Genomic DNA, 24,676 nt, shown 5'->3' on the forward strand with positions numbered 1-24,676 from the left:
TGCCCGGCGATCAGTTCCTGCGCAGGCGGGCGTAGAAGAAACCGTCGCCGCCGCCATCGCCCGGCAGGCGCTGGCGGCCCTGGCCGGTGAGGCGGCCAAAGGCTTCGTGCAGCGGCTGCGGCTGCGCGTCGGGCGTGCGGGCCAGGAAGGCCTCGATCTGCGCCTGGTTTTCCGCCTTGAGGATCGAACACGTCGCATACAACAGCACGCCGCCCCGCGCCAGCGTGGTCCACAGCGCGTCGAGCAGCGCCGCCTGCGTGTGCAGCAGGGGCGCCAGATCCGATTCGCGCCGGTGCAGCAGGACGTCGGGTTGGCGCCTGACGATGCCACTGGCCGAGCACGGAGCATCCAGCAGCACGGTGTCGAAGGGTTCGCCGTCCCACCAGGCAGGCAGGTCCAGCGCATCGGCGGCGCGCAGGCTGGCGCGGCCTTCCAGTTGCAGGCGCGCCAGCGTCTCGCGGACGCGCTCCAGTCGCGCCGCGTCGACATCGAGCGCGGTCAGGCGCAGGGAAGGCTCGCGTTCGAGCAGGTGAGCGCTCTTGCCACCGGGCGCGGCGCAGGCATCGAGCACGCGCGCGCCTGGCGCCGGCGCCAGGGCGGCGGCCACGCATTGGGCGGAGATGTCCTGCACGGAAACGGTGCCCTGCGCGAACCCCGGCAGCGATGTCACCGCCAGGCTGTCCTCCAGCCGCAGCGCGTCGGGCGCCAGGATGTCGTCCGCCGCCTGCGGCAGCGACGCCGCCAGGCCTGCATCGTGCAGTGCGTGCAGGTAGTCCGCGCGCGTCTGGCGCAGGCGGTTGTTGCGCAGCCACAGCGGAGGTGGCATGGCGCTGTGCGTGTAGATGCCGTCCAGGTCCGCCGGCCAGTCGCGGGCCAGGTGCGTGCGCAGCCACTGCGGCCATTGCGCGGACAAGTCGGATGCGGGCAGCCCTTCGCGCTGGGCGCGCCGAAGCAGCGCATTGACCAGGCCGGCCTGGTGGGCGCGGCCGATCCCGCGTGCCGCGTCGACCGTGGCGGCGACCGCGGCGTGCGCAGGCAGCGCCAGTGCGACCAGCTGCGCGAGGCCTACGTGGAGCAGCGCCCGCAGTTCGTCGTCGCGCCGCGGCAGCGGACGCGGGATCCACTGCGCGAGTGCCGCGTTGAAGGCTGCATGCTGGCGCAGCGCGGCGAAACAGATCGCCTCCACCAGCGCGCGGTCGCGCGGATCGGACAACGCCGGCAGCGCGGCCGCCAGTTCGGCCTTCAGCGAGCGTCCGCGGTGGAGCACGGCGTCCAGCACGCGGGTGGCGGTGACGCGGGCCTGGGAACCGGGGGACTGCTTCATGGTGGCCTCGTGCGTGCGCCGCCCGCGGCGTGCATCGGAATCGATCGGGATTCGGGTCGTGGCAATGCGGTCAGCGCGCCAGGTCGCGTCCCGCGTTGAGGTAGTCGGCGGCGGTGATCGCCTTGCCACCGTCGCGCTGCAGGACCCGGATGCGCAGCACGCCCTGGCCACAGGCTACGTCCAGGCCCTCGCGTCCGGCGCGAAGCAGGGTTCCGGCGGGCATGCCGTGCGCCTCGTCCAGTGCGGCCGCGCCGTGGATCCGCAGGCGCTCGCCGGCGACCTGCGCCTCGGCCATCGGCCAGGGATTGAAGGCACGCACGGTATCGGCCAGCACCTGGGCCGGCTGCGAGAAGTCGAGCCGGGCTTCGGCCTTGTCCAGCTTGTGGGCGTAGGTCACGCCAACCTCCGGCTGCGCGCGCGGCGCCGGCCGGATGCCGGCGCGCAGCAGGCCCAGCCCGTCCGAAAGCACCTGTGCACCCAGTGCGGCCAGGCGATCGTGCAGTTGGCCGCCGGTGTCCTGCGCCCCGATCTCCAGCGACTGCGACAACAGGACCGGGCCGGTATCCAGGCCCTTTTCCATCTGCATCAGGCACACCCCGCTCTCGCGGTCGCCGGCCTGGATGGCCCGCTGGATCGGCGCGGCGCCGCGCCAGCGTGGCAGCAGCGAAGCGTGCACGTTCCAGCAGCCGAAGGTCGGGATGTCGAGCACCGACTGCGGCAGGATCAGGCCGTAGGCGACCACGATCATCAGGTCCGGCCGCAGCGCGCGCAGGGCCTGCTTCGAGACGACGCTGCGGAAGTTCTCGGGTTGCACCACCTCGATGCCGCGCAGCAGCGCTTCGCGCTTGACCGGCGACGGGGTCAGTTCGCGCCCGCGCCCGGCAGGCCGGTCGGGCTGGGTGTAGACGGCCACGACTTCGTTGCGCTGCGCGGCGGCGCGCAGGCTGGGGACGGCGAAGTCGGGCGTGCCGGCGAAGACGATTCTCATGCGGGGCATCCGGGGAGCGGATCCGGCGACAGGCGCCAGAACCCGCGTCGCGTGGGGAGCCGGCCCGATGCGGCCGGCGCGGGCGGGCGCGCCGGGGCGCCCGCTACGGTCTGCAATGCGTGGCGTGCGCCGATTACGCCGCGTCGCCGGCCAGGCGGCGCTGCTTGGCGAGCTTCTTGCGGACCATCTCGCGCTTGAGGGGCGAGAGGTAGTCGACGAACAGCTTCCCGACGAGGTGGTCCATCTCGTGCTGGATGCAGACCGCCAGCAGGCCGTCGGCGTGCATTTCGAAGGACTGGCCGTTCCGGTCGAGCGCCCGGACCGTGATCTCGTTGGACCGGGTCACGTCGGCGAAGATCCCAGGAACCGACAGGCAGCCTTCCTGGTAGACCTGGTCACCGTTGCGCGCGGTAATCTCGGGGTTGATGAACACCAGCGGCCGGCTTTTGTCTTCGCTGACGTCTATCACCATGAAGCGCTGGTGCACGTCCACCTGGCTCGCCGCCAGGCCGATGCCCGGGGCCTCGTACATGCTTTCGAACATGTCGTCGATGAGGCGCTGGAAATCCGGGGACGGGATCCGGACGGGGTCGACGGACGCGGCCTGGGTACGCAGCCGGGGATCGGGGAATTCGAGGATGGGAAGCAGGGCCATGGCATCAAAAATGGGGGCGACGGTCACAACGTCAATCACCGGTCCGATTGTAACCCCGCCGGAGCCGTGAAAGGCTTGCATCCGCGCGACTCTTCTGGGCTATAGTGCCCGGGCCTGTGGGGAAAACTGGCAAGGGGAATCAAGTACATGGCCGCCATGCTTAAACCAATCCGCACGGTTCTGACCGCTGCGTTCCTGACCATCGCCACTGCCGGCGTCGCTGCCGAACTGCAGGGCGGGCACCCGGACACCTATACCGTCAAGCGTGGCGACACGCTGTGGGATATCGCCGGTCGTTTCCTCAAGCGCCCGTGGCTGTGGCCCGAAATCTGGCAGGCCAACCCGCAGATCAAGAACCCGCACCTGATCTATCCCGGCGACGTGATTTCGCTGGCGTATCTGGACCGCGTGGCGATGACGCCAGGCCCGCGCGAGGAAGCCCCGGTGACGGGTATCCCGCTGTCGCAGGTCGAGCCCTTCCTCAAGAACCTGCGCGTCGTCGACGAATTCAAGCACCTGCCTTACGTGGTGGGTCTGGAAGAAGACCGCATGCGTGGCACCGTGGGCCAGCTGGCCTACGTGCAGGGGCTGACCGGCGCACAGCCGGGCCAGCGCTACGCGGTCGTGCGGCCCTCGCTGGCGTTCTTCGAAATCGATCCCGAGCGCTGCTGTGCCCGCACGCCGACCCAGGTGCCCGAAGACCTGGATTACCGCGGCGACATCACCCAGGGCATGGAACGGATCTGGAACTACTACCTGCCGCAGGAAAAGGGTCGTCTGCTGGGCTATGAGCTGATGCAGCTCACCGTCGGCACCGTGAGCCGTGGCCCCGCCGGCGAGTCCGACGTCAGTTCGCTGGTGATCGACAGCGTCGGCCGTGAAGTGCGTCGCGGCGACCGCCTGGTGCCGGTCGAAGCGCAGCCCTACGACCTGCAGTTCTTCCCGCATCCGCCCAAGCAGCAGTTCGCCTACGGCAAGGCCAAGGTACTGGCGGTCGCGGACATGCTCTCCACGGGCGGCCCGCGCGACGTGGTGGCCCTGTCGGTCGGTTCGCGCGATGGCGTCGACAACGGGACCGTGTTCTCCAGCTGGCGCGTCGGCAGCACCGCGATCGACCGCGTCCTGGTGGGTGAAGACCGCACCGCGGATACGGTGACCAGCGGCGACGTGGTCCGCCTGCCCGACGAGTTCGCCGGCCATCTGGTGGTGTTCCGCACCTTCGAGAAGGTCAGCTACGCGCTGGTGATGGACAGCATCCGTCCTACCCGCATCGGCTACGAGCTCAAGCACCCCGACGCGCCTTACTGAGGCCCGCGGCATGCAACACGAGGACGGCGCCCCAGGGCGCCGTCTTCGTTTCCGGGGTCCGGCCAGGCTGATCACCCGTGACAGGCGAGACGTTTTCCTACCGCGCCGATCGCGAGGGGACGACGCGACGGAGAACGCGTCCCTCTAGTCTGGCCACATGACCCCCGAAGATTCCCTAGCCCTGCTGAGGCTCGTCGCGATCGGCGGCCCGATCTGGACCCGCCGGACGCTGCTCGAATCCTGCTCCGGTCCCGCCGCCGCCCTCGACGCGGCCGATGCCGACGGGCGCGCCTGCGGCCTGGTCCCGGACCAGGTCCAGGCCCTGCGACGCATCGATGATCCGGCGGTGGACGCTGCGCGATGCTGGCTGGAGGATCCCCGCCATCGCCTCGTGGGCTGGACCGACGACGACTATCCCCCGCAACTCAGGCGCAGCACCAACCCGCCCCTGGCCCTGTTTGTCGCCGGCGATGCCGACCTGCTCTGGCACCCCAGCGTGGCCATCGTCGGCAGCCGGGCGGCGACCCCGGCCGGGGTGGAGAACGCCGCCACCTTCGCGCGCACCCTGGCGGGGAGCGGGTTGGGGGTGGCCAGCGGACTGGCCGCGGGAATCGACACGGCCGCGCATGCGGCCGCGCTGGGCGTCGAGGGCGGCCGGACGTTCGCGGTGGTGGGAACGGGCCCCGACGTTGTGTATCCCCGCAGCAACGCGGCTCTGCACGAGCGCATGACCCGCGTGGGAGCGGTGGTCTCCGAGTACCTGCCGGGAACCCAGCCCCGCCCGGAACATTTCCCCAGCCGCAACCGCATCCTGGCGGCCCTGACCCTGGGCACCGTCGTGATCGAGGCGGCCCACCGCTCCGGCGCCCTGATCACGGCCCGCCTGGCGGCGGAAGCCGGCCACGAGGTGTTCGCCGTCCCCGGCTCGATCCACAACCCGATGACCCGCGGCTGCCACCGCCTGATCCGGGACGGAGCCACCCTGGTGGAGGACGCCACCGAGCTGATCGCCGCCCTGGCTCCGCAGGCCCAACAACTGGCGACCGACTTGCGACTGCGCCTGGCCGGCCCCATTTATGTCGACGCGGCGAAGTCCGGCAGGGGGTCGGAGGCCCCGGCCAGACACGAGGCGGCCAACGATCGCGACTACCAGAGCTTGTGGGGCGCATTGGGACATGACCCAACAGGTATGGACCAGTTGGTCGAGCGGACTGGATTGACGCCCGCCATGGTGTCCTCCATGCTGCTCCTCATGGAGCTTGACGGCCGGGTCGCCACGCAGCACGGCCGGTACTACCGAACTGGTTGAACTGGTGGAGGGAGCGGAGCAAGGCATGGATCTTGCGGCGCATCCCGTACAAGCCCAACCCGCCCATCGCGCCGCCAGCGGCGCAGGCCGAGGGAAATGAAAGAGAGCATCCTGGACGTCCTGCTGTACCTGTTCGAGCACTACTTCACCGAGGACGCTGACCTCGTCCGCGACCACGACTCCCTCCGCAGCGGCCCGCTGTTCGAGGAACTTGGCCAGGCCGGCTTCAGCGCGGCCGAAATCAACAAGGCCTTCGAGTGGCTGGATGCGCTCGCCTCCCAGCGTCCGGCCGCGTCCACGCCTCGGGCCGATGGGCCCACGCGGGTCTATTTCGGCCCGGAACTGGACAAGCTGGACGTGGAATGCCGCGGCTTCCTGCTGTTCCTGGAGCAGCACGGGGTGCTCGACGCGGGCCAACGCGAACTGGTTCTCGACCGGGCCATGGCGCTGGACCAGGACGAGCTGGACCTGGATGACCTCAAGTGGGTCGTGCTGATGGTGCTTTTCAACCAGCCGGGCAGCGAAGCCGCCTATGCCTGGATGGAAACGCAGATGTTTGCCGACGAACCCGAACCGGTGCACTGAAGACGGGATCTCCGGCGGAATGCCGATTGCCCAGACGCAGAGCCTGCGCGCGTTTGACGCCGTACGCGTCGGCGGATCGAACCCCGGGCCGCCAGCCGCTGGCCGGCGGTAGTCCGGATGACGCCCCCGCCGGTCACATATACGATCCGCGGTCTGGGGCGAACCGAATACCGCCCCGCACGCGCTAGCCGCGCTGGGCCGGCTACACGTACCTGGGGAACGCATGACCACCTGGTTTCACCATGACCCGGCCCAAGGCCGGGTCGGACCGTTTTCGACCGAACAGTTGCTGGGACGCTATCGGGACCGCCTGATCCTGGCGGACACGCTCGTGTGGCGGGAAGGCGCGCGCGAATGGCTTCCGCTGGCGCGCGCAGTGGGCGAGATGGAAATCGAACTGCCCCAACCGGACACTTCCCGGCCGCCGCCTCTGCCCATCCATCGGGCGCCTGCTGCCGCGCCTCCGCGCGCCGCCGGGGCGTCGTACACGGCCGCACCTGAGAAGAAGCGCATGTCCGGCTGCCTGATCGCCCTGCTGGTGGCCGCGGGCCTGTCCATCCCGGTGATCGGCATCCTCGCCGCAATCGCGCTGCCGGCCTACCAGGACTACACCACCCGGGCCCACCTGGCACAGGCCATCGCGGAGTCCGCGCCGGTCCGGGAGGCAATGCTCGCGCACGTCGCCAGCACCCGGGCCTGCCCCGGAAACGGCGATCCCGGCTTCGACGATTCCGCACGGTTTGCGAGCAGGCACATCGAAGCGGTCGAATTCGGCGTGACCGGCGCCGGCGCGTGCAGCTACACGATGACGCTGCGCAACTCGAATGGACCGGCCAACGGCAGCACCGTGGTGATGGGGTTGGTCACCACCGCCGATGGCTACGATTTCGACTACCAGTGCGACGCCGGCACCTTGCCCGAACGCGCGCCCATCACCTGCCGCACGGCCGGCAAGGATCCCCGATGACCCAGTGGTACTACAGCGATTACGAGCGCAACCGGCATGGGCCGGTCAGCGCGGCGGACTTGGCCGAACTGCACCGCGGCGGCCAGCTAGCGGACGACACGCTGGTATGGCACGAAGGCCAGCTGCAGTGGCGACCGTGGCGCGAACTCAAGGCGCAGGCACTGGCGGAGGCCGAAGGCCGAACGCTGCCCGTGCAGGATTCGGCGCCCCTGTCGGCCGGGGTCAACCCTTACGCCATGGCCGAACCCCTGACCCAGGCGCCGGCGGCGACGGACGAAACGGGGGCCCCGGGCGTGGCCGCGCAGCGGCGTCCCGTGGCAACGGGGTCGGCGGCCGTTGATCCGTACTCCCCCTACAGTCCGCCGCGGGCTCCGCTGGAGGCGAACGCCGTCGTCCGGGGCGGTGAAGTCGTACTGGCCGGCTTCCTCAAGCGGCTGGCGGCCGCGACAATCGACAGCCTGGTGATCTTCATCGTATTCATGGTGATGGCGCTGGTGGCGGTGGGCGTGGGAATCGGCGCCGCCGCAGGCGCTGAATCGATGATGGACCCGACGGCCTTCGGGGTCGGCTTCTTCGCCCTCGCCTACGGCATCCCGCTCCTGGTCCAGTTCGCGTACTTCACTCTGATGCACGCCTCGACCTCCCAGGCAACGCTGGGCAAGATGGCCGTGGGTATCAAGGTCGTGGGCGCCGACGGCGGAAGGATCTCGTTGGCGCGTTCACTGGGCCGGTTCGGGGGCCGCATGCTCTTCGCCCTGGTCAGCTGCGGCGTGGCCGAGGTGATTTCGGCTTTCACCAGCGGGTTGAGCGAGCGCAAGCAGGGGCTGCACGACATGGTCGCCAGCACCGAGGTGGTCGACCGCTGGGCCTACTCAGCCCATCCGGAACGCCAGCAGCGGGAGCTGGGGACGGTCACCGTGGTGGTCCTCGCCCTGCTGGGCCTGTTCGTCATCGGTTATGTCGGCCTGGTCGTCATCGCCGCCATCTTCGGGGCCCTGGCCGGCGGCTGATGTGCGCGACGTCACGCCGGCGCCCCCCCAGGGGCCCGGGGTGGCGGCCCGCGATCCCGGGCCGGCAACGGTTTAGCTTGACAGCGCCGGCCGCCTCGTGATTCCACTAGAAAAAGAACATTGCAGCGACGCCCACGGTCTCCCGGCCGTGGGCGTTGCCTTCTCCAGCCTCGTTTGGCGTTCATCTGGGATCTCCCCCTTGGACGCCCGGAACCGGATTTCCCCCGCAAATGGCCAAAAACCTCCTCATCGTCGAGTCGCCTGCCAAGGCCAAGACGATCAACAAATATCTGGGCAAGGACTTCACGGTCCTCGCCTCCTACGGCCATGTGCGCGATCTGGTGCCCAAGGAAGGCGCGGTCGATCCCGAAAACGGCTTCGCAATGCGCTATGACCTGATCGACAAGAACGAGAAGCACGTCGACGCCATTGCCAAGGCGGCCAAGTCCGCCGACGCCCTGTTCCTGGCGACCGACCCGGACCGCGAGGGAGAGGCGATCAGCTGGCACATCGCCGAGATCCTCAAGGAACGTGGACTGCTCAAGGGCAAGACGCTGCAGCGCGTGGTGTTCACCGAGATCACGCCGCGCGCGATCAAGGAAGCGATGACCCAACCGCGCGACATCGCCAGCGACCTGGTCGACGCCCAGCAGGCACGGCGCGCCCTGGACTACCTCGTGGGCTTCAACCTGTCGCCGGTGCTGTGGCGCAAGGTGCAGCGCGGCCTCTCCGCGGGCCGCGTCCAGTCGCCGGCGCTGCGAATGATCGTGGAGCGAGAGGAGGAGATCGAAGCCTTCATCGCCCGCGAGTACTGGTCAGTCGAGGCCGAGTGCGCGCATCCCACGCAGAACTTCACCGCCAAGCTGTCCAAGCTGGACGGAAAGAAGTTCGAGCAGTTCACCATCACCAACGGGGACGACGCCGAATCCGCGCGCCAGCGCCTGGTCAAGGCGGCCGGTGGCGCGCTGCATGTCACCGACGTCACCAGCAAGGAGCGCAAGCGGCGCCCGGCGGCGCCGTTCACCACCTCCACGCTGCAGCAGGAGGCCGCGCGCAAACTCGGCTTCACCACGCGCAAGACGATGCAGGTGGCGCAGAAGCTGTACGAAGGCGTCGCCATCGGCGAGGAAGGCACCGTCGGCCTGATCAGCTACATGCGTACCGACTCGGTGGCGCTGTCGCAGGATGCCTTGGCCGAACTGCGCGACGTGATCGCGCGTGACTTCGGCACGCGCGCGCTGCCGGACAAGCCCAACACCTACACCACCAAGTCCAAGAACGCGCAGGAAGCGCACGAGGCGGTGCGCCCAACGTCCGCGCTGCGCACGCCGGCGCAGGTATCGCGTTACCTGTCCGACGACGAGCGCAGGCTCTACGAACTGGTGTGGAAGCGCACCGTCGCCTCGCAGATGGTGCCGGCCACGCTGAACACCGTCAGCGTCGAACTGGCCGCGGGCAGCGAACACAGCTTCCGCGCTTCCGGCACCACCGTGGTCGACCCGGGCTTCCTGGCCGTCTACGAGGAAGGCAAGGACACCAAGTCGGCCGAGGACGACGACGAAGGCCGCAAACTGCCGGCGATGAAGATCGGCGACCGCGTGCCCCTGGACCGCATCCACGCCGACCAGCATTTCACCCAGCCACCGCCGCGCTTCACCGAAGCGGCGCTGGTGAAGGCGCTCGAGGAATACGGCATCGGCCGTCCGTCCACGTACGCCTCGATCATCCAGACGCTGCTGTTCCGCAAGTACGTGGAGATGGAGAGCCGCAGCTTCCGTCCCACCGACGTCGGCCGCGCGGTGTCGAAATTCCTCAGCAGCCACTTCACGCGCTACGTGGATTACGACTTCACCGCCAAGATGGAAGACGACCTCGATGCCGTCTCGCGTGGCGAGGAGGAATGGGTCCCGCTGATGGAGAAGTTCTGGGGGCCGTTCAAGGAACTGGTCGACGAGAAGACCGAATCGGTCGACCGCTCCGAAGCCACCGGGGCGCGCGAACTGGGCACCGATCCGAAGTCGGGCAAGCCGGTGAGCGTGCGCCTGGGGCGGTACGGGCCGTACGCGCAGATCGGCACCGTGGAAGACGAGGAGAAGCCGACCTTCGCCTCGCTGCGGCCGGGACAATCGATGCACACCATCGAACTGGCCGACGCGATCGAGCTGTTCAAGATGCCGCGCAAGCTGGGCACCGACGCCGGCGACGAAGTCAGCGTCGGCATCGGCCGTTTCGGGCCGTTCGCCAAGCGGGGCAGCGTCTATGCCTCGCTGAAGAAGGAAGACGATCCGTACACCATCGACCTCGCCCGCGCCGTCTTCCTGATCGAGGAGAAGGAAGAGATCGCCCGCAACCGGATCATCAAGGAATTCCCGGGCAGCGACATCCAGGTGCTCAACGGGCGCTTCGGCCCGTATCTGAGCGACGGCAAGCTCAACGGCCGCATTCCCAAGGACCGTGAGCCGGCATCGCTCACGCTGGAGGAAGCGCAGGGCCTGATGGAAACCACCGGCAAGCCGATGCGCGGCCGCTTCGGCAAGAAGGCCGCCGCGAAGAAGGAACCGGCGAAGAAGGCGGCGAAGAAGGTGGCGGACGCGGCCGACAAGCCGGCGAAGCAGGCCGCCAGGAAGGCCGTGAAGAAAACCGCGAAAAAGGCCGCGAAGAAGTCGGCGGCCAAGACCCCCGCGAAGAAGGCCGTCAAGAAGGCCGTCAAGAAAGTCGCCAGGAAGGCCGTGGCGAAGAAGGCCACCACCACCTGACCGGCCGCCGCTGGCGCCCGCCCCTATCGGGCCGGCGCCGGCGGGACTCCATCGGCAGGCATCGGGCGGCGCGTGGCATCCGTCCCGCGCCCCGGACCGCGCGCAGCAGGCTCGGCTATCCTCGTCCGCATGACTATCCCCGCCTCGCTTGATGACACGGTGCGCTGCCTGCGCGCCGGCGGCGTGGTCGCCTACCCCACTGAAGCGGTCTGGGGGCTGGGCTGTAATCCCGATGACGAGGCGGCCGTCCTGCGCCTTCTGGCAATCAAGCAGCGCGAGGTCGACAAGGGCCTGATCCTGGTGGCGGCTGAAGTCGCCCAGTTCGACGGATGGCTCGACTGGCCGGCGTTGGCACCGGACCAGGTTCGCGCGGTCCACGCCAGCTGGCCCGGGCCACACACCTGGATCGTACCGGCGCTTTCGCGGGTGCCACGCTGGATCACGGGTCGCCATGCCGGTGTGGCGGTGCGGGTCAGTGCCCACCCGGTGGTCGCCGCGCTGTGTCGCGCCGCGGGCATGCCGCTGGTATCCACGAGCGCCAACCGTGCCGGCGAACCGCCGGCCCATCGCCGCGAGGCGCTCGATCCCCAAGTGCTGGCCGCGGTGGACGCGGTCTGCGAAGGCGAAACCGGCGGTCTGGGCGCGCCCACCGCCATCCGCGATGCCCGCACCGGGGCCACGCTGCGGCAATGACCGGCGACGGCGTGCGCTATCCCGGACATCGGATCGGCATGCGTCGCACACCGCATTAACGCCGGCGGCAGTACCGTCCCGCGGTCGGCCGCACCGCGGCCATCCCGGGAGAGCGCCATGCAGTCCAGGCTCATGCCGAAGCCTCGCCGTCCCCTGTCCGCCACGCTGTGCCTGTGGGCGGCGATGGCGCTGCCGTCGATCGCCGCCGCCCAGGAGAACGCGCCGGCCGCCCCGCCGATGAGTCCCGAGCAGCAGGCCATGATGCAGGCCTGGCAGAAGGCGTCGACCCCCGGTGAACCGCACCAGCGCCTGGCCCAGCAGTTCGCCGGCACCTGGAATACCCGGCAGTCGATGTGGATGGAGCCCTCGGCCGCCCCGTCGATCGAAACCGGCACTGCGGTGAACACCGCCATCTACGGCGGGCGCCAGTTGCGCATGGATTACAAGGGCGCGTTCATGGGGCAGCCGTACGAGGGCCTGGGGTTCAGCGGCTACGACAACATCAAGGGCAAGTACGTCAGCAGCTGGATGGACAACATGTCCACCAGCGTCTTCCTCGCCGAGGGTGACTACGACCCCGCTACCCGGACCTACACCTACCGCGGACAGATGCCCGACCCGATGAAGCCGGGCATCGTCGTGCCCGTCCGCAACGTCGTGCGCGTGGTGGACAAGGATCACCACGTCTTCGAGATGCACGAGACGCGCGACGGCAAGGAGGTCAAGACCATGCAGATCGAGTACACGCGTGCGAAGTGACGGGGCGCCACGCTCCTGAATCCCCCGCAACGCTGACCCCGCCCGGCTTCCCTGGGGCGGGGGCCAGGCGCAAGATGCGGCCATGGCCACACTGCGTTCCTCCGCCCGGATCATCGCCGCCTGCGCGCTCGGCCTGGCGGCGTGGAACGTGGGGGCCGACGATGTCACGATCTACCGCTGCACCGATGCGGCTGGCCGCCTCACGCTGCGCGACACGCCCTGCACGAAGGGCCAGACCCAGCAGGCGCGCAGCATGATCCGTCCCAAGGACGCACCCGCGGTGCCCAAGCCGCGTGCATCCGACGAACGCACGTCCATGGATCGCGCGGATGACGACCACCGCGAGCCGCCGCGCTACGTCATGGTCAATCCCATCCGCCAGATGTACGAATGCGAGGGCCCCGACGGCGAGCTCTACGTCAATGACACCGGTGTCGGCCGCAGCCGCTTCGAACCGGTGTGGTACCCCGTCATTCCCGTGGTGGCCCATCCGCACGCCGCCTTCAACGGCGTCTTCGGCCGCGCCGACTTCCATGGCGGCAACGTCAGCGGCTCGGTCAGCATTGGCGAAGTGCCGCGCCCGCATCCCCACCCCCAGCGCCAGATCGTCCCCGTGATCTCCACCGGCGATTGGGTCCGCGATCCCTGCTACGCCCTTCCGCAGGCCGAGGTGTGCGACCGTATGCGTGATGAGCGCCAGGAACTCAATCGCCGATGGAACATTGCGCAGCCCACCGAGCGCGCGCAGATCGACCTGCAGACCCGCGGCCTCGATGCCCGCCTCGACAGCGATTGCGGCGGGCGTTGATGACATTGCCTGAGGGTTGCCCCGTCGCCTTGCCTCCGCCGCGCCGGCCTCGCCGGTGGCGCCACATCGTGCTGGGCGGCCTGGCCTGCATCGCGTTCGGCGTCGCCGCCACCGTCGCGCAGTCGCAGGTGGTGATCTATCGCTGCACCGATGCCAAGGGCGCGCTGACGATCCAGAACAACGTTCCCTGTCCCAAGGGCAGCCGCCAGAACCGGCGGGTGATGGAAACGCCGCCGGCCGCCGAATCGCCGTTCGTGCCCATGGCCGCTCCGCCGACGGTGGCCGAGCCGGCACCGCCGCCCCCACCTCCACCGCCACCTGCCGCGCCGGCGCGTCCGTCACTGACCGATGAACTCGGACCTTCGACCGTCGCCGACGCCGACCGGCTGCCGCCGCCGGTGCTGTACGAGTGCCGCACCTACGACGACGACCGTTACCTCAGCGAGAACGGCAACCCGGCTCCGCGCTGCGCCACGCTGGCCACCACCGCGCTGGGTGGTTATGGCGAGAGCGGATCGGGCGCGGCCTGCGAGATGAAGACCGACAGCTGCCAGCGTGTGGCCGACGGCGCCCTGTGCGAAGCCTGGCGTCGCCGCCTGCGCGAGGCCGAATCGTCGCTGCGATTCGGCGCGAGCCAGGGACCAGGTCCAGGCGCGGGCGGAATTTGAGCGCATCGGTCGCGCGGTGCGCGACAGCACCTGCGGCCTGTGAGTGTTGCCGGCGGGCGCGTCCCGCGCGATCAGAACCCGTAGCGCAGGAAACCGCCGTCCACGGCGATGCATTCGCCGGTGACGTAGCTGGAAGCGGGCAGGCACAGGAACGCGACCGCCGCCGCCACTTCCTCCGGCTCGCCGATGCGGCCGAGGGGGGGTGCGCAGCAGCACTTCGTCCAGGTAGTCGGGGTCGGCCAGCTTGTCGGACGTCCTGCGCGTGCGGATGTACCAGGGCGCCACGCTGTTTACACGCACACCGTCCTCGGCCCACTCCACCGCCAGGTTGCGCGTCATCTGGTGCATCGCCGCCTTGCTCATTCCATACGGCGCCCCGCTGCGGACGTGGGTGACGCCCGACACGCTGCCCACGTTGACGATGCACGAGGCCGCATGCCGGGTCAGCAACGGGTAGGCGTAGCGCGAGAGTTCGAAGGCCGAGAACAGGTTGATCTCGAAGATCTGCCGCCATTCGTCCTCAGTGTAGTCCTTGGCGCCCTTGGTGAGGTTGCCGCCGGCATTGTTCACCAGGATGTGCAGGCCCTCGCGGAAGTCCTCGACCCAGTCCAGCAGCTCGCGGCGCTGCTCGTCGTCGGCCACGTCGGCGACGAAGGTGTGGATCCCGCGTTCGGGATAGTCCTCGGCCAGTTCGGCGCGCGCCGACTCCAGGCCCGCCGCGTCGCGCGCGGCCAGCAGGACGTCCGCGCCGAACCCAAGCAGCTCGCGTGCGATCGCACGCCCGATGCCCGCGCTGCCGCCGGTGACCAGCGCCAGTTGTCCATCCAGCCGCCAACGTCTGGGGTCCATGCCCTGTCTCCTTGACCGCGCGCCGCATCGCGCAACGGGCGTAGCATAGCCGCAGCCCGATCGAGGACGCCGCGATGCTTGGAATCCTGTGGAGCCTGCTCCTGTGCTGCGCACTGGCGGCCTGCTCGAAGCCCGAGCCCATCGACAAGGAACGCAAGCCCGAGCCGCAGGCGGCGCACGTCGAAGCGGCCGCGGCCCCGCAGACGCCCATCGACCGCGCCAAGTCGGTGCAGGACGAACTGGATGCGGCGGACCAGCGCCAGCGCGACGCCATCGAGGATGCGGGCGGCTGAGCGCCCTGCCACCGCGCGGACCGGCCGCTATTTCTTCCTGACCGGCCGCTGCCAGCCGTCGACTGACATCTGCTTGCCGCGCGCGACGGTGAGCTTGTCGGCCGGCGCGTTGCGCGTGATGACCGAACCGGCACCGACGGTGGCATTCGCGCCCACGGTGACCGGCGCCACCAGCGACGAGTTCGAGCCGATGAACGCGCCGTCCTCGATGGTGGTGGTGGACTTGTTCACGCCGTCGTAGTTGCAGGTGATCGTGCCAGCGCCGATGTTGACGCCGCTGCCGATGACCGCGTCGCCCAGGTAGGCCAGGTGATTGGCCTTGCTGCTGACGCCCAGCTGCGCGTTCTTGGTTTCCACGAAATTGCCGATGTGCACGCCGTCAGCCAGCACCGTTCCCGGGCGCAGCCGCGCGAACGGGCCGATCAACGCGGCACCCTCTACGACCACGCCATCGAGATCGCAATGCGCGCGCACTTCGGTGCCGGGCCCCAGGGTGACGTTGCGCAGGCGGCAGAAGGGCCCGATGCGCACGCCGTCGGCCAGGTTGACCTCCCCTTCCAGCACGGCGTCGATGTCGATCTCCACGTCCATGCCCACGCTGACGCGGCCGCGCACCTCGACGCGCGCCGGGTCGGCCAGGCGCGCACCGGCCAGGCACAGCGCCCGCGCGGCGCGGTGCTGGAAGGCACGCTCCAGCTGGGTCAGCTGCCAGGGGTCGTTGGCGCCTTCGGTTTCCACGGCTTCGGCGACGTGCACCATCTCGGCGGCGTCGAACTCGCTGGCGGCGGCGGCGAAGATGTCGGTGAGGTAGTACTCGCCCTGCGCATTGTCGTTGCGCAGGTGTTCGAGCCAGCGCCGCAGCGGTTCGGCGTCGGCGACGATGATGCCGGTGTTGATGGTGCGGATCTCGCGCTGCTCGTCGTCGGCGTCCTTGTGCTCGACGATGCGCGCAACCCGGCCTTCGGCGTCGCGCAGGATGCGGCCGTAGCCGGTGGGATCGGCCAGCACGGCGACCAGCACCGCCAGGCGACCGGGCGCCTCCAGCAGGCGCTGCAGCGTGGCCGGCAGGATCAGGGGCACGTCGCCATACAGCACCAGGACGCGGGCGTCCTGCGGGACGTTCGGCATCGCCTGCTGGAGGGCATGGCCGGTACCCAGCTGGCGGGACTGCTCGGCCCAGACCAGGTCCGGCTGGTCGGCGAAGGCGTCCTGCACCGCGTCGCCGCCATGCCCGAACACGACGTGGATCCCGGCGGGCTCGAGCGCGCGCGCGCTGTCGATCACGTGAGCCAGCATCGGCCGGCCGGCGATCTTCTGCAGCACCTTGGGCAGGGCCGACTTCATGCGCTTGCCTTCGCCCGCGGCGAGGATGACGACGTGCAACGGTGCGCTCATGCGTACTCCAACGATCATGCGGCCCGGTGTGCGGACGGACCACGGGGCGGGATGGCGCCAGTGTGGGACGCGGGCCCGCAGCGTCGCGTGCAGGGCACACCGCGCGGGACCGGCGAAGACCGGCGTCGACGCAGGGATTCTAGCCGCGTGGCTGCTAGGATTCGGCGGTGCCGGAAACCTCACTGCCTCATTCCCCTGCCCACGTCGCCTTCGAACGCGCCCCCGCTGCGGCGCAGGCCCTGGTGTGGGCCGGCCTGCTGGCCTGTGCGGCGGGTGTGGTGATCCACGGGCTTTGGCGGGAGCTGCCGCTGGGCCGCTTCGGCGAGAGTTCGCTGCTGGCCGGGCTGGTCGCCTTGCTGGCGTGGCCGCTGCGGCGCTGGCGCGAATGGACGTGGGCACAGGCGCTTGGCGCCGTCTGGCTGCTCGCGCTGGCGATGCTGTCGGGTCCCGTGCCGACGCTGGCGGTCATGCTGCTCGTCGGCACGGGGGCCGCGATCGGATCGCTGCTGGTCCCGGCGGACCGGCCTGCATTGGCGACGCTGGTCGGCCTGGCCGTGATCGCAGGCACCGTGGGGTGGCTGTTGCCGCTGCCGGTGCATCACCTCGTCGTATATGCCCTGCTGTGCGTGGCGCTGGTCGTGCTGCGTCGCCACGCGCTACGCGGGATGGCGTCGGCATCGACGCTGGCCTGGCGCGAGGCGGTCGACGCGTCGCCACGCGCCGCCGCGTGGGCCGTGATGGTGGGCGGACTGGCCTCCGCCGGCGCCTGGTTGCCGACGATGCAGCACGACGACCTCGCCTACCACGCGGGCCTGCCCTGGCAACTCATGCTGCACGGCCGTTACGCGCTCGACCCCACCCACCAGGTGTGGGCACTGGCGCCGTGGGCCGGCGACGTGCTGCAGGCCATCGCGCAGGTGATGGCGCGGGCCGAGGCACGCGGGCCGCTCAACGCAATCTGGTTGCTTGCCGGCCTGACCGGGGCCTGGCGCGTTGGCCGGCTGCTCGGCGGCACGCCGGTCGCGTGCTGGAGCGCGGTGGCGCTGCTGGCCAGCCTGCCGCTCACTGCCGGGCTTCTCGGCGGAATGCAGACCGAACTTCCGGCGGTTGCCGGGATGCTGGCGCTGGCTTCCCTCGCGCTCGATGAGGGGCTCGCCGCACGGCGCCGCGCCATCGGCGGTGCGTGCCTGTTCGCCCTGTTGTGTGGGCTCAAGCCGCTGCATGCGCTCACCGCGCTGCCGCTGCTGCTGTGGCTGGGCTGGCGACTGCGCAGCGCGCTCCGGGCACGGGACCTGCTGCTGCCTGCGATGCTGCTGCCGCTGCTGGGTGCTTCGAGTTACGCCTGGGCCTGGTACATCGCCGGCAACCCGGTGCTGCCGCTGTTCAACGAAATATTCGCCTCGCCGTACTTTCCCGCGGCGGCCTTCGGCGATCCGCGCTGGCATGCGGGGCTGGGCGTGGACGTGCTGTGGCGCCTGAGTTTCGATACCTCGGCTTACCACGAGGGCTGGGACGGCGCCGCCGGCCTGCTCTACGTGGCGTTGGGCGGGGCCTGGCTGCTGGCGCTGGTCCATGTCCGCACGCGCGCGCTGGCCGCGTGCGCCACGCTAGCCATCGTGCTGCCGCTGTTGCCGATGCAGTACGCGCGCTACCTGCATCCTGGACTGGCGCTGCTGGTGCCCTGCCTCTCCGTCGTGCTGGATCGCGCGCTCCCGGCGCGCGCGGCCATCGCCGTGGCGGCCGGGCTTTGCGTGTCGCAGCTGGCATTCCAGGCCAATGCCCACTGGTTCCTGCACACGGGCGGCGTGAAACGCTCGCTGGCGGCGCTGGGCCGCGACGAGCCGCTGTTCGCCCGCTACGTGCCCGAGCGCGTGCTGGCCGGCCCGATCCGCACCGCGTCGCCGGACAGCGCCGTGCTGGTGCTCGATGCGCAGGCGCCCTACTACGCCGAGTTCGCCGGCCGCGGCCGCACGACCGACTGGTACGACCCGGCCCTGCACGCACGCGCTGCGAGCGCGGCTTCGGGCCAGGCATGGGCCGCGCTGATCCGCGACACCGGCGCGAGCGCGGTGCTCGTCCGGCCCGAGGCACTCACGCCGGCGCAGGCGCAGGCCCTGCAACTGGTTGGCGCACAGCGTGCCGGCGAGGCAGGCCAGGCGCAGTGGTGGCGGGTTCCGCGAGCAGCGCCGCGATGAACATCTCGCGCCAGGGCCGCCACTACGTACTGATCGGCCTGCTGCAGTACATCGTCGACTGGGGTGTCATGGTCGGCCTGAGCCACCTGGGCCTGAGCGTGGAACTGGCCAACGTGGCCGGGCGCGTCAGCGGCGCCGCGCTCGGGTTCTGGCTGAACGGCCGGATCACGTTCGCCGGCGAGGACACCACCGTGGGCCGGCGGCAGTTCCTGCGCTTCGTCCTGCTATGGCTGTGCACCACCGCCGTCAGCACATGGGCGATCGGCACGATCGAACACATGACCAGCCTGCAGTGGGCCTGGCTGGCCAAGCCCGCCATCGAACTGGTGCTGGCGGGAATGAGCTTCCTCGTGTCGCGCCACTGGGTCTATCGGCGCTGAGTCCGGCAGGTCCTGCCGGAGTGCGCGGACGCGGCCGCAGCAAGGTCGCGGTGTCACGCGGTACGCGCGACCGCCTTGCGCATGCCACCGTAGCGCACTCGGCAATCGGGCTTCCCCAAATGCGAAACGCCGGCTTGCGCCGGCGTTCGCGATGAAACATCCGACCGCGTCGCGATCAGTGCTTCATGTTCTGCCGCAGGCGCTCCAGGGCCGACAGCTGCGCCAGGCTCATCGCAAGTTGCGACTGGGCCTCCTCGACGCTCATCTTCGGATCCTTGTTCGACAGCACGCGCTGGGCTTCTTCCATCGCCGCGCGGACGGCCGCTTCGTCGATGTCCTGCGCGCGCACGGCGGTGTCCGCCAGCACGGTGACGACCTGCGGCTGCACTTCCAGGATGCCGCCAGACACGGCGAAATCCAGCTTTTCGCCGCCCGGCAGGGTGACGACAACCTTGCCCGGCTTCAGGCGCGTGATCAGCGGGGCGTGCTTGGGCGCGATGCCCAGCTCACCCTGCTCGCCGGTGGCGACGACCAGCTCGGCCTCGCCGTGGAAGATCTCGGCCTCGGCGCTGACGATGTCGCAACGAATGGTGGATGCCATGTGTTCCCTTCCCGCGTGGGGCGGGCTCAAGCCCGCCGCATCTGCTGCTGTTTCCGCAAAGGCGGGCCGAGGCCCGCCCAGGGGCCGATCAGGCCGCGATCTTCTTGGCCTTCTCGACCGCTTCTTCGATCGAACCGACCATGTAGAACGCCTGCTCCGGCAGGTGGTCGTACTCGCCGTCCACGATGCCCTTGAAGCCGCGGATCGTGTCCTTCAGCGGGACGTACTTGCCCTTCGAACCGGTGAACACCTCGGCCACCGTGAACGGCTGGCTGAAGAAGCGCTCGATCTTGCGGGCGCGGGCCACGGCCAGCTTGTCGTCTTCCGACAGCTCGTCCATGCCCAGGATCGCGATGATGTCCTTCAGTTCCTTGTACTTCTGCAGCGTGGACTGAACGCGGCGGGCGGTCTCGTAGTGCTCGTTGCCGATCACGTTCGGATCGAGCTGGCGCGAGGTCGAGTCCAGCGGGTCGACGGCCGGGTAGATGCCCAGCGAGGCGATGTTTCGGCTCAACACGACGGTGGCGTCGAGGTGGGCGAAGGTGGTCGCCGGCGACGGGTCGGTCAGGTCGTCCGCGGGCACGTACACGGCCTGGATCGAGGTGATCGAGCCGGTCTTGGTCGAGGTGATGCGCTCCTGCAGCACGCCCATTTCCTCGGCGAGCGTGGGCTGGTAGCCCACCGCCGACGGCATGCGGCCGAGCAGCGCCGACACTTCGGTACCGGCCAGCGTGTAGCGGTAGATGTTGTCGACGAACAGCAGCACGTCGCGGCCTTCGTCGCGGAAGTACTCGGCCATGGTCAGGCCGGTCAGCGCGACGCGCAGGCGGTTGCCCGGCGGCTCGTTCATCTGGCCGTACACCATCGCTACCTTGGACTTCTCGTGCTCCTGCACGTTGACGACGCCCGACTCCTGCATCTCGTGGTAGAAGTCGTTGCCTTCGCGGGTACGCTCACCCACGCCGGCGAACACCGACAGGCCGGAATGCTCGGTCGCGATGTTGTTGATGAGTTCCATCATGTTGACGGTCTTGCCCACGCCGGCGCCGCCGAACAGGCCGACCTTGCCGCCCTTCGCGAACGGGCACATCAGGTCGATGACCTTGATGCCGGTTTCCAGCAGCTCGGTCGACGAGGACTGGTCCTCGTACGACGGCGCGGCGCGGTGGATTTCCCACGTGGTGTCGGCCTTGACCGGACCGGCCTCGTCGATCGGGCGGCCCAGCACGTCCATGATGCGGCCCAGCGTGCCAATGCCGACCGGCACCGAGATGGCACTGCCGGTGTTGTCGGCGAGCAGGTTGCGCTTGAGGCCGTCGGTCGAACCCAGGGCGATCGTGCGCACGACGCCGTCGCCCAGCTGCTGCTGGACTTCCAGCGTGATGTCGGTGTTCTGCACCTTCAGTGCGTCGTACACCTTCGGCACGTGCTCGCGCGGGAATTCAACGTCGACGACCGCGCCGATGATCTGAACGATCTTGCCCTGGTTCATTGCCATAGCCTCTTGATAACTCGTAATAACTTGATGTGTTGGTGCGCCGCAGGCTCTGAACGGGTGTTCAGACCGCGGCCGCGCCGCCGACGATTTCGGAGATTTCCTGGGTGATCGCCGCCTGCCGGGCCTTGTTGTAGACCAGGTTCAGGGTGCCGATCAGCTTGGTGGCGTTGTCCGACGCCGCCTTCATCGCGACCATGCGGGCCGCGTGTTCGGAGGCGACGTTTTCCAGCACCGCCTGGTACACCAGCGACTCGATGTAGCGGGTCAGCACGTGCTCCAGCACGGTCTGCGCGTCGGGTTCGTAGATGTAGTCCCAGTCGTGGTGAGCGACCTGCTGCTCGGACGCCGGCAGCGGCAGCAACTGGTCGAAGGCGGCGCGCTGGGTCATGGTGTTGACGAAGTCGTTGTAGGTCAGGAAGACCTTGTCGACCTTGCCGCTGGAATACGCATCCAGCATCACCTTGATCACGCCCACCAGCTGCTCGACGTGCGGCACGTCGCCCAGATGGGTGACCGTGGCCAGCATCTCGACCTTGATGCGACGGAAGAACACCGACGCCTTCTGGCCGATGGTGACCACGTCGACCTCGACACCCTTCTCGCCCCACTGGCGGATCTCGCCCAGCAGCTTGCGGAACAGGTTGTTGTTGAGGCCACCGGCCAGGCCGCGGTCGGACGACACGATGATGTAGCCGACGCGCTTCACATCCTTGCGCTCGACCAGGTACGGGTGCTGGAACTCGGAATTGGCCTGGGCCAGATGTCCGATAACCTGCTTCATCGCGCGCGCGTACGGGCGCGACTGCTTCATCCGATCCTGCGCCTTGCGGATCTTGGAGGCCGAGACCATCTCGAGCGCGCGCGTCACCTTGCGGGTGTTCTGCACGCTCTTGATCTTGGTTTTGATTTCGCGTCCGCCTGCCATCTTTCTTCTCGGTAGGGCGGGCTCAAGCCCGCCATTCGAAATCCAACTTCACCGCGACGGTGGGCCTGGGGCCCACTGATCGCAGTTACCAGGTGCCGGTCGCCACGAATTCCTCGATGCCCTTCTTGAAGGTGCCCTCGAGGTCGTCGTTCCAGTCGCCGGTGGTGGCGATCTTGTTCATCATGTCGCCGTAGTTGTTGGCGAAGTGCGCGTGGAGGGCGGCTTCGAACGGACCGATCTTGGCGACCGGCACGTTGTCCATGTAGCCCTTGTCCACGGCGTAGATCGACAGCGACTGCTCGGCGACCGACATCGGCGCGTACTGCTTCTGCTTCATCAGCTCGGTGACGCGCTGGCCGCGCTCGAGCTGCTTGCGGGTGGCTTCGTCCAGGTCCGAGGCGAACTGCGCGAACGCGGCGAGCTCGCGGTACTGGGCCAGCGCGATGCGGATGCCGCCCGACAGCTTCTTCATGATCTTGGTCTGGGCGGCGCCACCGACGCGCGACACCGAGACGCCGGCGTTCACGGCCGGACGGATGCCGGCGTTGAACAGGTCGGTTTCCAGGAAGATCTGGCCGTCGGTGATGGAGATCACGTTGGTCGGCACGAACGCGGACACGTCACCCGCCTGCGTTTCGATGATCGGCAGCGCGGTGAGCGAGCCGGTCTTGCCCTTGACGGCGCCGTTGGTGAACTTCTCGACGTACTCCTCGGACACGCGGGCGGCGCGCTCGAGCAGGCGGCTGTGCAGGTAGAACACGTCACCCGGGTAGGCTTCGCGGCCCGGCGGGCGGCGCAGCAGCAGCGAGATCTGGCGGTAGGCCACGGCCTGCTTGGACAGATCGTCGTAGATGATCAGCGCGTCTTCGCCGCGGTCGCGGAAGTACTCGCCCATGGTGCAGCCCGAGTACGGCGCGATGTACTGCATCGCGGCCGATTCGGAGGCCGAGGCGGCCACGACGGTCGTGTAGGCCATCGCGCCGTGCTCTTCGAGCTTGCGCACGATGTTGGCGATGGTCGAGTTCTTCTGGCCGATCGCGACGTAGATGCACTTAATGCCGGAGTGCTTCTGGTTGATGATCGCGTCGATCGCCACCGCGGTCTTGCCGGTCTGGCGGTCGCCGATGATCAGCTCGCGCTGGCCGCGGCCGATCGGGATCATCGAGTCGATGGACTTGTAACCGGTCTGCACCGGCTGCGACACCGACTTGCGCCAGATCACGCCCGGAGCGATCGTTTCGACCGGCGCCGAGGTCTTGGCGTCGATCGGGCCCTTGCCGTCGATGGCCTCACCCAGCGCGTTGACCACGCGGCCGAGCATTTCCGGGCCAGTGGGGACTTCGAGGATGCGGCCGGTGGTCTTGGCCACGTCGCCTTCGCGCAGGTGTTCGTAGTCGCCCAGGACCACGGCGCCGACCGAGTCGCGCTCCAGGTTCAGCGCGAGCGCGAAAGTGGCGTTGGGCAGCTCGATCATTTCGCCCTGCATCACGTCGGCCAGGCCGTGGATGCGCACGATGCCGTCGGACACCGAGGTCACGGTGCCTTCGTTGCGCGCTTCGGCGGCCAGCTTGACCTTCTCGATGCGGGTCTTGATCAGTTCGCTGATTTCGGACGGGTTGAGCTGCGTGGTAGCCATCGGTGGTTCCTCAGACCGGCGTCGCCGCCGGTGGATAAATGAAAAGCGTTAGTTGGCCAGAGCGGCCTGCAGGCGACCGAGCTTGCCCTTGAGCGAGCCGTCGATCACCACGTCGCCGGCGTCGATCACGGCGCCGCCGATCAGCGAGGCGTCAACCGCGGACTCGATCTCGACGTCGCGGCCGAAGCGCTTGACCAGCGCGGCCCGGATGCCCTCGAGTTCACCGTTGCCCAGCACGCTGGCCGAGGTGACGCGCGCCTTGACCACGCGCTCGGCTTCGGCGCGCAGCTCCTCGAACAGACCGGCGATTTCGGTCAGCAGCGAGAGGCGGCGGTTGTCGGCGAGCAGGGCCACGAAGTCGCGCATGGTCTGGGTGGCGCCATCGATGGCGAGCAGGTCGACCGCGTCGGCGTGGGTCAGGCGCGGGCTGCCGAGCAGACCGGCGACCTGCGGATCGGCCGCCACGCGCGCGGCGAATGCCAGCGCGTTCGACCAGTGTGCGTAGGCACCGGCGTCACGCGCCAGCGCGAAGGCCGCGCGGGCGTAGGGACGTGCGAGGGTGAGGGCCTGGCTCATCGGCTTCAGATCTCGGCAGCGAGTTCGTCGAGCAGCGCCTTGTGGGCGTTGGCGTCGATCTCACGGCGCAGCAGCTTCTCCGCGCCGGTGACGGCCAGGGCGGACACGTGCTTGCGCAGGTCTTCCTTGGCGCGGTTGGCCGCGGCAACGATCTCGGCTTCGGCCACTGCCTTCTGGCGGTTGGCTTCGGCGATCGCGTCGTTCTTGGCCTGATCGATGATCTGGTTGGCGCGCTGGTGGGCCTGTTCGATGATCTCGTTCGCCTTGGTGCGGGCGACCTTGAGTTCGTCGTTGACCTGTTCCTGCGCCTGGGCCAGCGCCTTCTGGCTGTTGTCGGCCGCGGCGAGGCCTTCAGCGATCTTGCGCTGACGTTCCTCGATGGCCGACATGATGTGCGGCCAGCCGAATTTCATCACCAGCCAGGCGACCGCGAAGAAGGCGATGCCCTGAATGACGAGAGTGAGGTTGGGTAGCATGGTTCCTGCTCCTGACACCGAC

General features: G+C 69.0%; 23 protein-coding genes and 1 pseudogene. 13 read left to right on the forward strand and 11 right to left on the reverse strand.

The genetic code is table 11. The features are described 5' to 3' along the window. Positions 1-10: 10 nt before the first annotated feature. The 3 genes from rsmB to def form a co-directional block, all read right to left on the reverse strand. Positions 11-1,324 carry a 16S rRNA (cytosine(967)-C(5))-methyltransferase RsmB gene (gene rsmB / locus I8J32_RS02425; protein WP_200615419.1) on the reverse strand — a complete coding sequence of 438 codons (1,314 nt, stop codon included), beginning with the start codon at positions 1,322-1,324 and terminating at the stop codon, positions 11-13. A 70-nt stretch (positions 1,325-1,394) separates the two neighbouring features. Beyond that, positions 1,395-2,312, reverse strand: a complete 918-nt coding sequence (gene fmt / locus I8J32_RS02430) for a methionyl-tRNA formyltransferase (RefSeq protein ID WP_200615417.1) — start codon at positions 2,310-2,312, stop codon at positions 1,395-1,397. A gap of 133 nt (positions 2,313-2,445) precedes the next feature. Further along, positions 2,446-2,967 carry a peptide deformylase gene (gene def, locus I8J32_RS02435; RefSeq protein WP_200615416.1) on the reverse strand — a complete coding sequence of 174 codons (522 nt, stop codon included), beginning with the start codon at positions 2,965-2,967 and terminating at the stop codon, positions 2,446-2,448. 156 nt (positions 2,968-3,123) lie between these two features. On the opposite strand from def, the gene I8J32_RS02440 reads away from it, so the two are divergent. The 10 genes from I8J32_RS02440 to I8J32_RS02485 all read left to right on the forward strand — a co-directional run bounded on the left by I8J32_RS02440 (position 3,124) and on the right by I8J32_RS02485 (position 13,830). Then, positions 3,124-4,275, forward strand: a complete 1,152-nt coding sequence (locus I8J32_RS02440; protein ID WP_200615415.1) for a LysM peptidoglycan-binding domain-containing protein — start codon at positions 3,124-3,126, stop codon at positions 4,273-4,275. A gap of 157 nt (positions 4,276-4,432) precedes the next feature. Beyond that, positions 4,433-5,584 (forward strand): DNA-processing protein DprA, encoded by a 1,152-nt coding sequence (gene dprA, locus I8J32_RS02445; protein ID WP_200615414.1) that lies wholly within the window; start codon positions 4,433-4,435, stop codon positions 5,582-5,584. A 96-nt stretch (positions 5,585-5,680) separates the two neighbouring features. Continuing rightward, the gene (locus tag I8J32_RS02450; protein WP_200615413.1) at positions 5,681-6,169 is read left to right on the forward strand and encodes a DUF494 family protein; all 489 of its coding nucleotides are present in this window, start codon (positions 5,681-5,683) and stop codon (positions 6,167-6,169) included. A gap of 223 nt (positions 6,170-6,392) precedes the next feature. Then, entirely contained in the window at positions 6,393-7,136 is a 744-nt protein-coding gene (locus I8J32_RS02455; RefSeq protein WP_200615412.1) for a GYF domain-containing protein, read from the forward strand. Further along, on the forward strand, positions 7,133-8,146 hold the full coding sequence (locus I8J32_RS02460) for an RDD family protein (protein ID WP_200615411.1): 1,014 nt from the start codon (positions 7,133-7,135) through the stop codon (positions 8,144-8,146). The genes I8J32_RS02455 and I8J32_RS02460 overlap by 4 nt, the downstream gene beginning before the upstream one ends. Before the next feature lie 230 nt (positions 8,147-8,376). Next, positions 8,377-10,902 carry a DNA topoisomerase I gene (locus tag I8J32_RS02465; protein ID WP_200615410.1) on the forward strand — a complete coding sequence of 842 codons (2,526 nt, stop codon included), beginning with the start codon at positions 8,377-8,379 and terminating at the stop codon, positions 10,900-10,902. Positions 10,903-11,031: 129 nt separating this feature from the next. Beyond that, positions 11,032-11,595, forward strand: a complete 564-nt coding sequence (locus I8J32_RS02470; protein WP_200615408.1) for a Sua5/YciO/YrdC/YwlC family protein — start codon at positions 11,032-11,034, stop codon at positions 11,593-11,595. 117 nt (positions 11,596-11,712) lie between these two features. Continuing rightward, entirely contained in the window at positions 11,713-12,354 is a 642-nt protein-coding gene (locus I8J32_RS02475; protein ID WP_200615407.1) for a DUF1579 domain-containing protein, read from the forward strand. An 82-nt stretch (positions 12,355-12,436) separates the two neighbouring features. Next, positions 12,437-13,162: a DUF4124 domain-containing protein gene (locus tag I8J32_RS02480; RefSeq protein WP_200615405.1), complete on the forward strand. Its 726-nt coding sequence runs from the start codon at positions 12,437-12,439 to the stop codon at positions 13,160-13,162. Continuing rightward, positions 13,162-13,830, forward strand: a complete 669-nt coding sequence (locus I8J32_RS02485) for a DUF4124 domain-containing protein (protein WP_207526740.1) — start codon at positions 13,162-13,164, stop codon at positions 13,828-13,830. The genes I8J32_RS02480 and I8J32_RS02485 overlap by 1 nt, the downstream gene beginning before the upstream one ends. Positions 13,831-13,901: 71 nt before the next feature. Here I8J32_RS02485 and I8J32_RS02490 read toward each other — a convergent pair. Continuing rightward, positions 13,902-14,679: pseudogene (locus I8J32_RS02490) on the reverse strand (SDR family oxidoreductase). Between the two features lie 74 nt (positions 14,680-14,753). Here I8J32_RS02490 and I8J32_RS02495 point away from each other — a divergent pair. Then, on the forward strand, positions 14,754-14,972 hold the full coding sequence (locus I8J32_RS02495) for a hypothetical protein (protein WP_200615402.1): 219 nt from the start codon (positions 14,754-14,756) through the stop codon (positions 14,970-14,972). A 27-nt stretch (positions 14,973-14,999) separates the two neighbouring features. Here the strand turns inward: I8J32_RS02495 and glmU are convergent, their stop codons facing one another. Further along, a complete protein-coding gene (gene glmU / locus I8J32_RS02500) occupies positions 15,000-16,367 on the reverse strand; it encodes a bifunctional UDP-N-acetylglucosamine diphosphorylase/glucosamine-1-phosphate N-acetyltransferase GlmU (RefSeq protein ID WP_200615401.1) in 1,368 nt (455 codons plus the stop codon). A gap of 167 nt (positions 16,368-16,534) precedes the next feature. Between glmU and I8J32_RS02505 the strand changes: the two genes are divergently transcribed. Together I8J32_RS02505 and I8J32_RS02510 are read left to right on the forward strand one after the other, a co-directional pair. Beyond that, complete coding sequence (locus I8J32_RS02505; protein ID WP_200615400.1) at positions 16,535-18,562, forward strand: hypothetical protein; 2,028 nt, start codon at positions 16,535-16,537, stop codon at positions 18,560-18,562. Continuing rightward, positions 18,559-18,942, forward strand: coding sequence for a GtrA family protein (locus I8J32_RS02510; RefSeq protein WP_200615399.1), 384 nt, complete (start codon positions 18,559-18,561; stop codon positions 18,940-18,942). The genes I8J32_RS02505 and I8J32_RS02510 overlap by 4 nt, the downstream gene beginning before the upstream one ends. Positions 18,943-19,117: 175 nt before the next feature. On the opposite strand, the gene I8J32_RS02515 is transcribed toward I8J32_RS02510, so the two are convergent. The 6 genes from I8J32_RS02515 to I8J32_RS02540 form a co-directional block, all read right to left on the reverse strand. Then, positions 19,118-19,543, reverse strand: coding sequence for a F0F1 ATP synthase subunit epsilon (locus I8J32_RS02515; RefSeq protein WP_200615397.1), 426 nt, complete (start codon positions 19,541-19,543; stop codon positions 19,118-19,120). 88 nt (positions 19,544-19,631) lie between these two features. Then, on the reverse strand, positions 19,632-21,035 hold the full coding sequence (gene atpD / locus I8J32_RS02520; RefSeq protein ID WP_200615396.1) for a F0F1 ATP synthase subunit beta: 1,404 nt from the start codon (positions 21,033-21,035) through the stop codon (positions 19,632-19,634). A 67-nt stretch (positions 21,036-21,102) separates the two neighbouring features. Next, positions 21,103-21,966 (reverse strand): F0F1 ATP synthase subunit gamma, encoded by an 864-nt coding sequence (gene atpG, locus I8J32_RS02525; RefSeq protein ID WP_200615394.1) that lies wholly within the window; start codon positions 21,964-21,966, stop codon positions 21,103-21,105. A gap of 85 nt (positions 21,967-22,051) precedes the next feature. Beyond that, positions 22,052-23,602, reverse strand: coding sequence for a F0F1 ATP synthase subunit alpha (gene atpA, locus I8J32_RS02530; protein ID WP_200615393.1), 1,551 nt, complete (start codon positions 23,600-23,602; stop codon positions 22,052-22,054). Positions 23,603-23,650: 48 nt separating this feature from the next. Then, positions 23,651-24,178, reverse strand: a complete 528-nt coding sequence (locus I8J32_RS02535; protein WP_200615392.1) for a F0F1 ATP synthase subunit delta — start codon at positions 24,176-24,178, stop codon at positions 23,651-23,653. A gap of 5 nt (positions 24,179-24,183) precedes the next feature. Next, positions 24,184-24,654, reverse strand: a complete 471-nt coding sequence (locus I8J32_RS02540) for a F0F1 ATP synthase subunit B (protein ID WP_200615391.1) — start codon at positions 24,652-24,654, stop codon at positions 24,184-24,186. Positions 24,655-24,676 lie beyond the last annotated feature (22 nt).

Source organism: Lysobacter solisilvae (assembly GCF_016613535.2).
Classification (GTDB): Bacteria; Pseudomonadota; Gammaproteobacteria; order Xanthomonadales; family Xanthomonadaceae; genus Agrilutibacter; species Agrilutibacter solisilvae.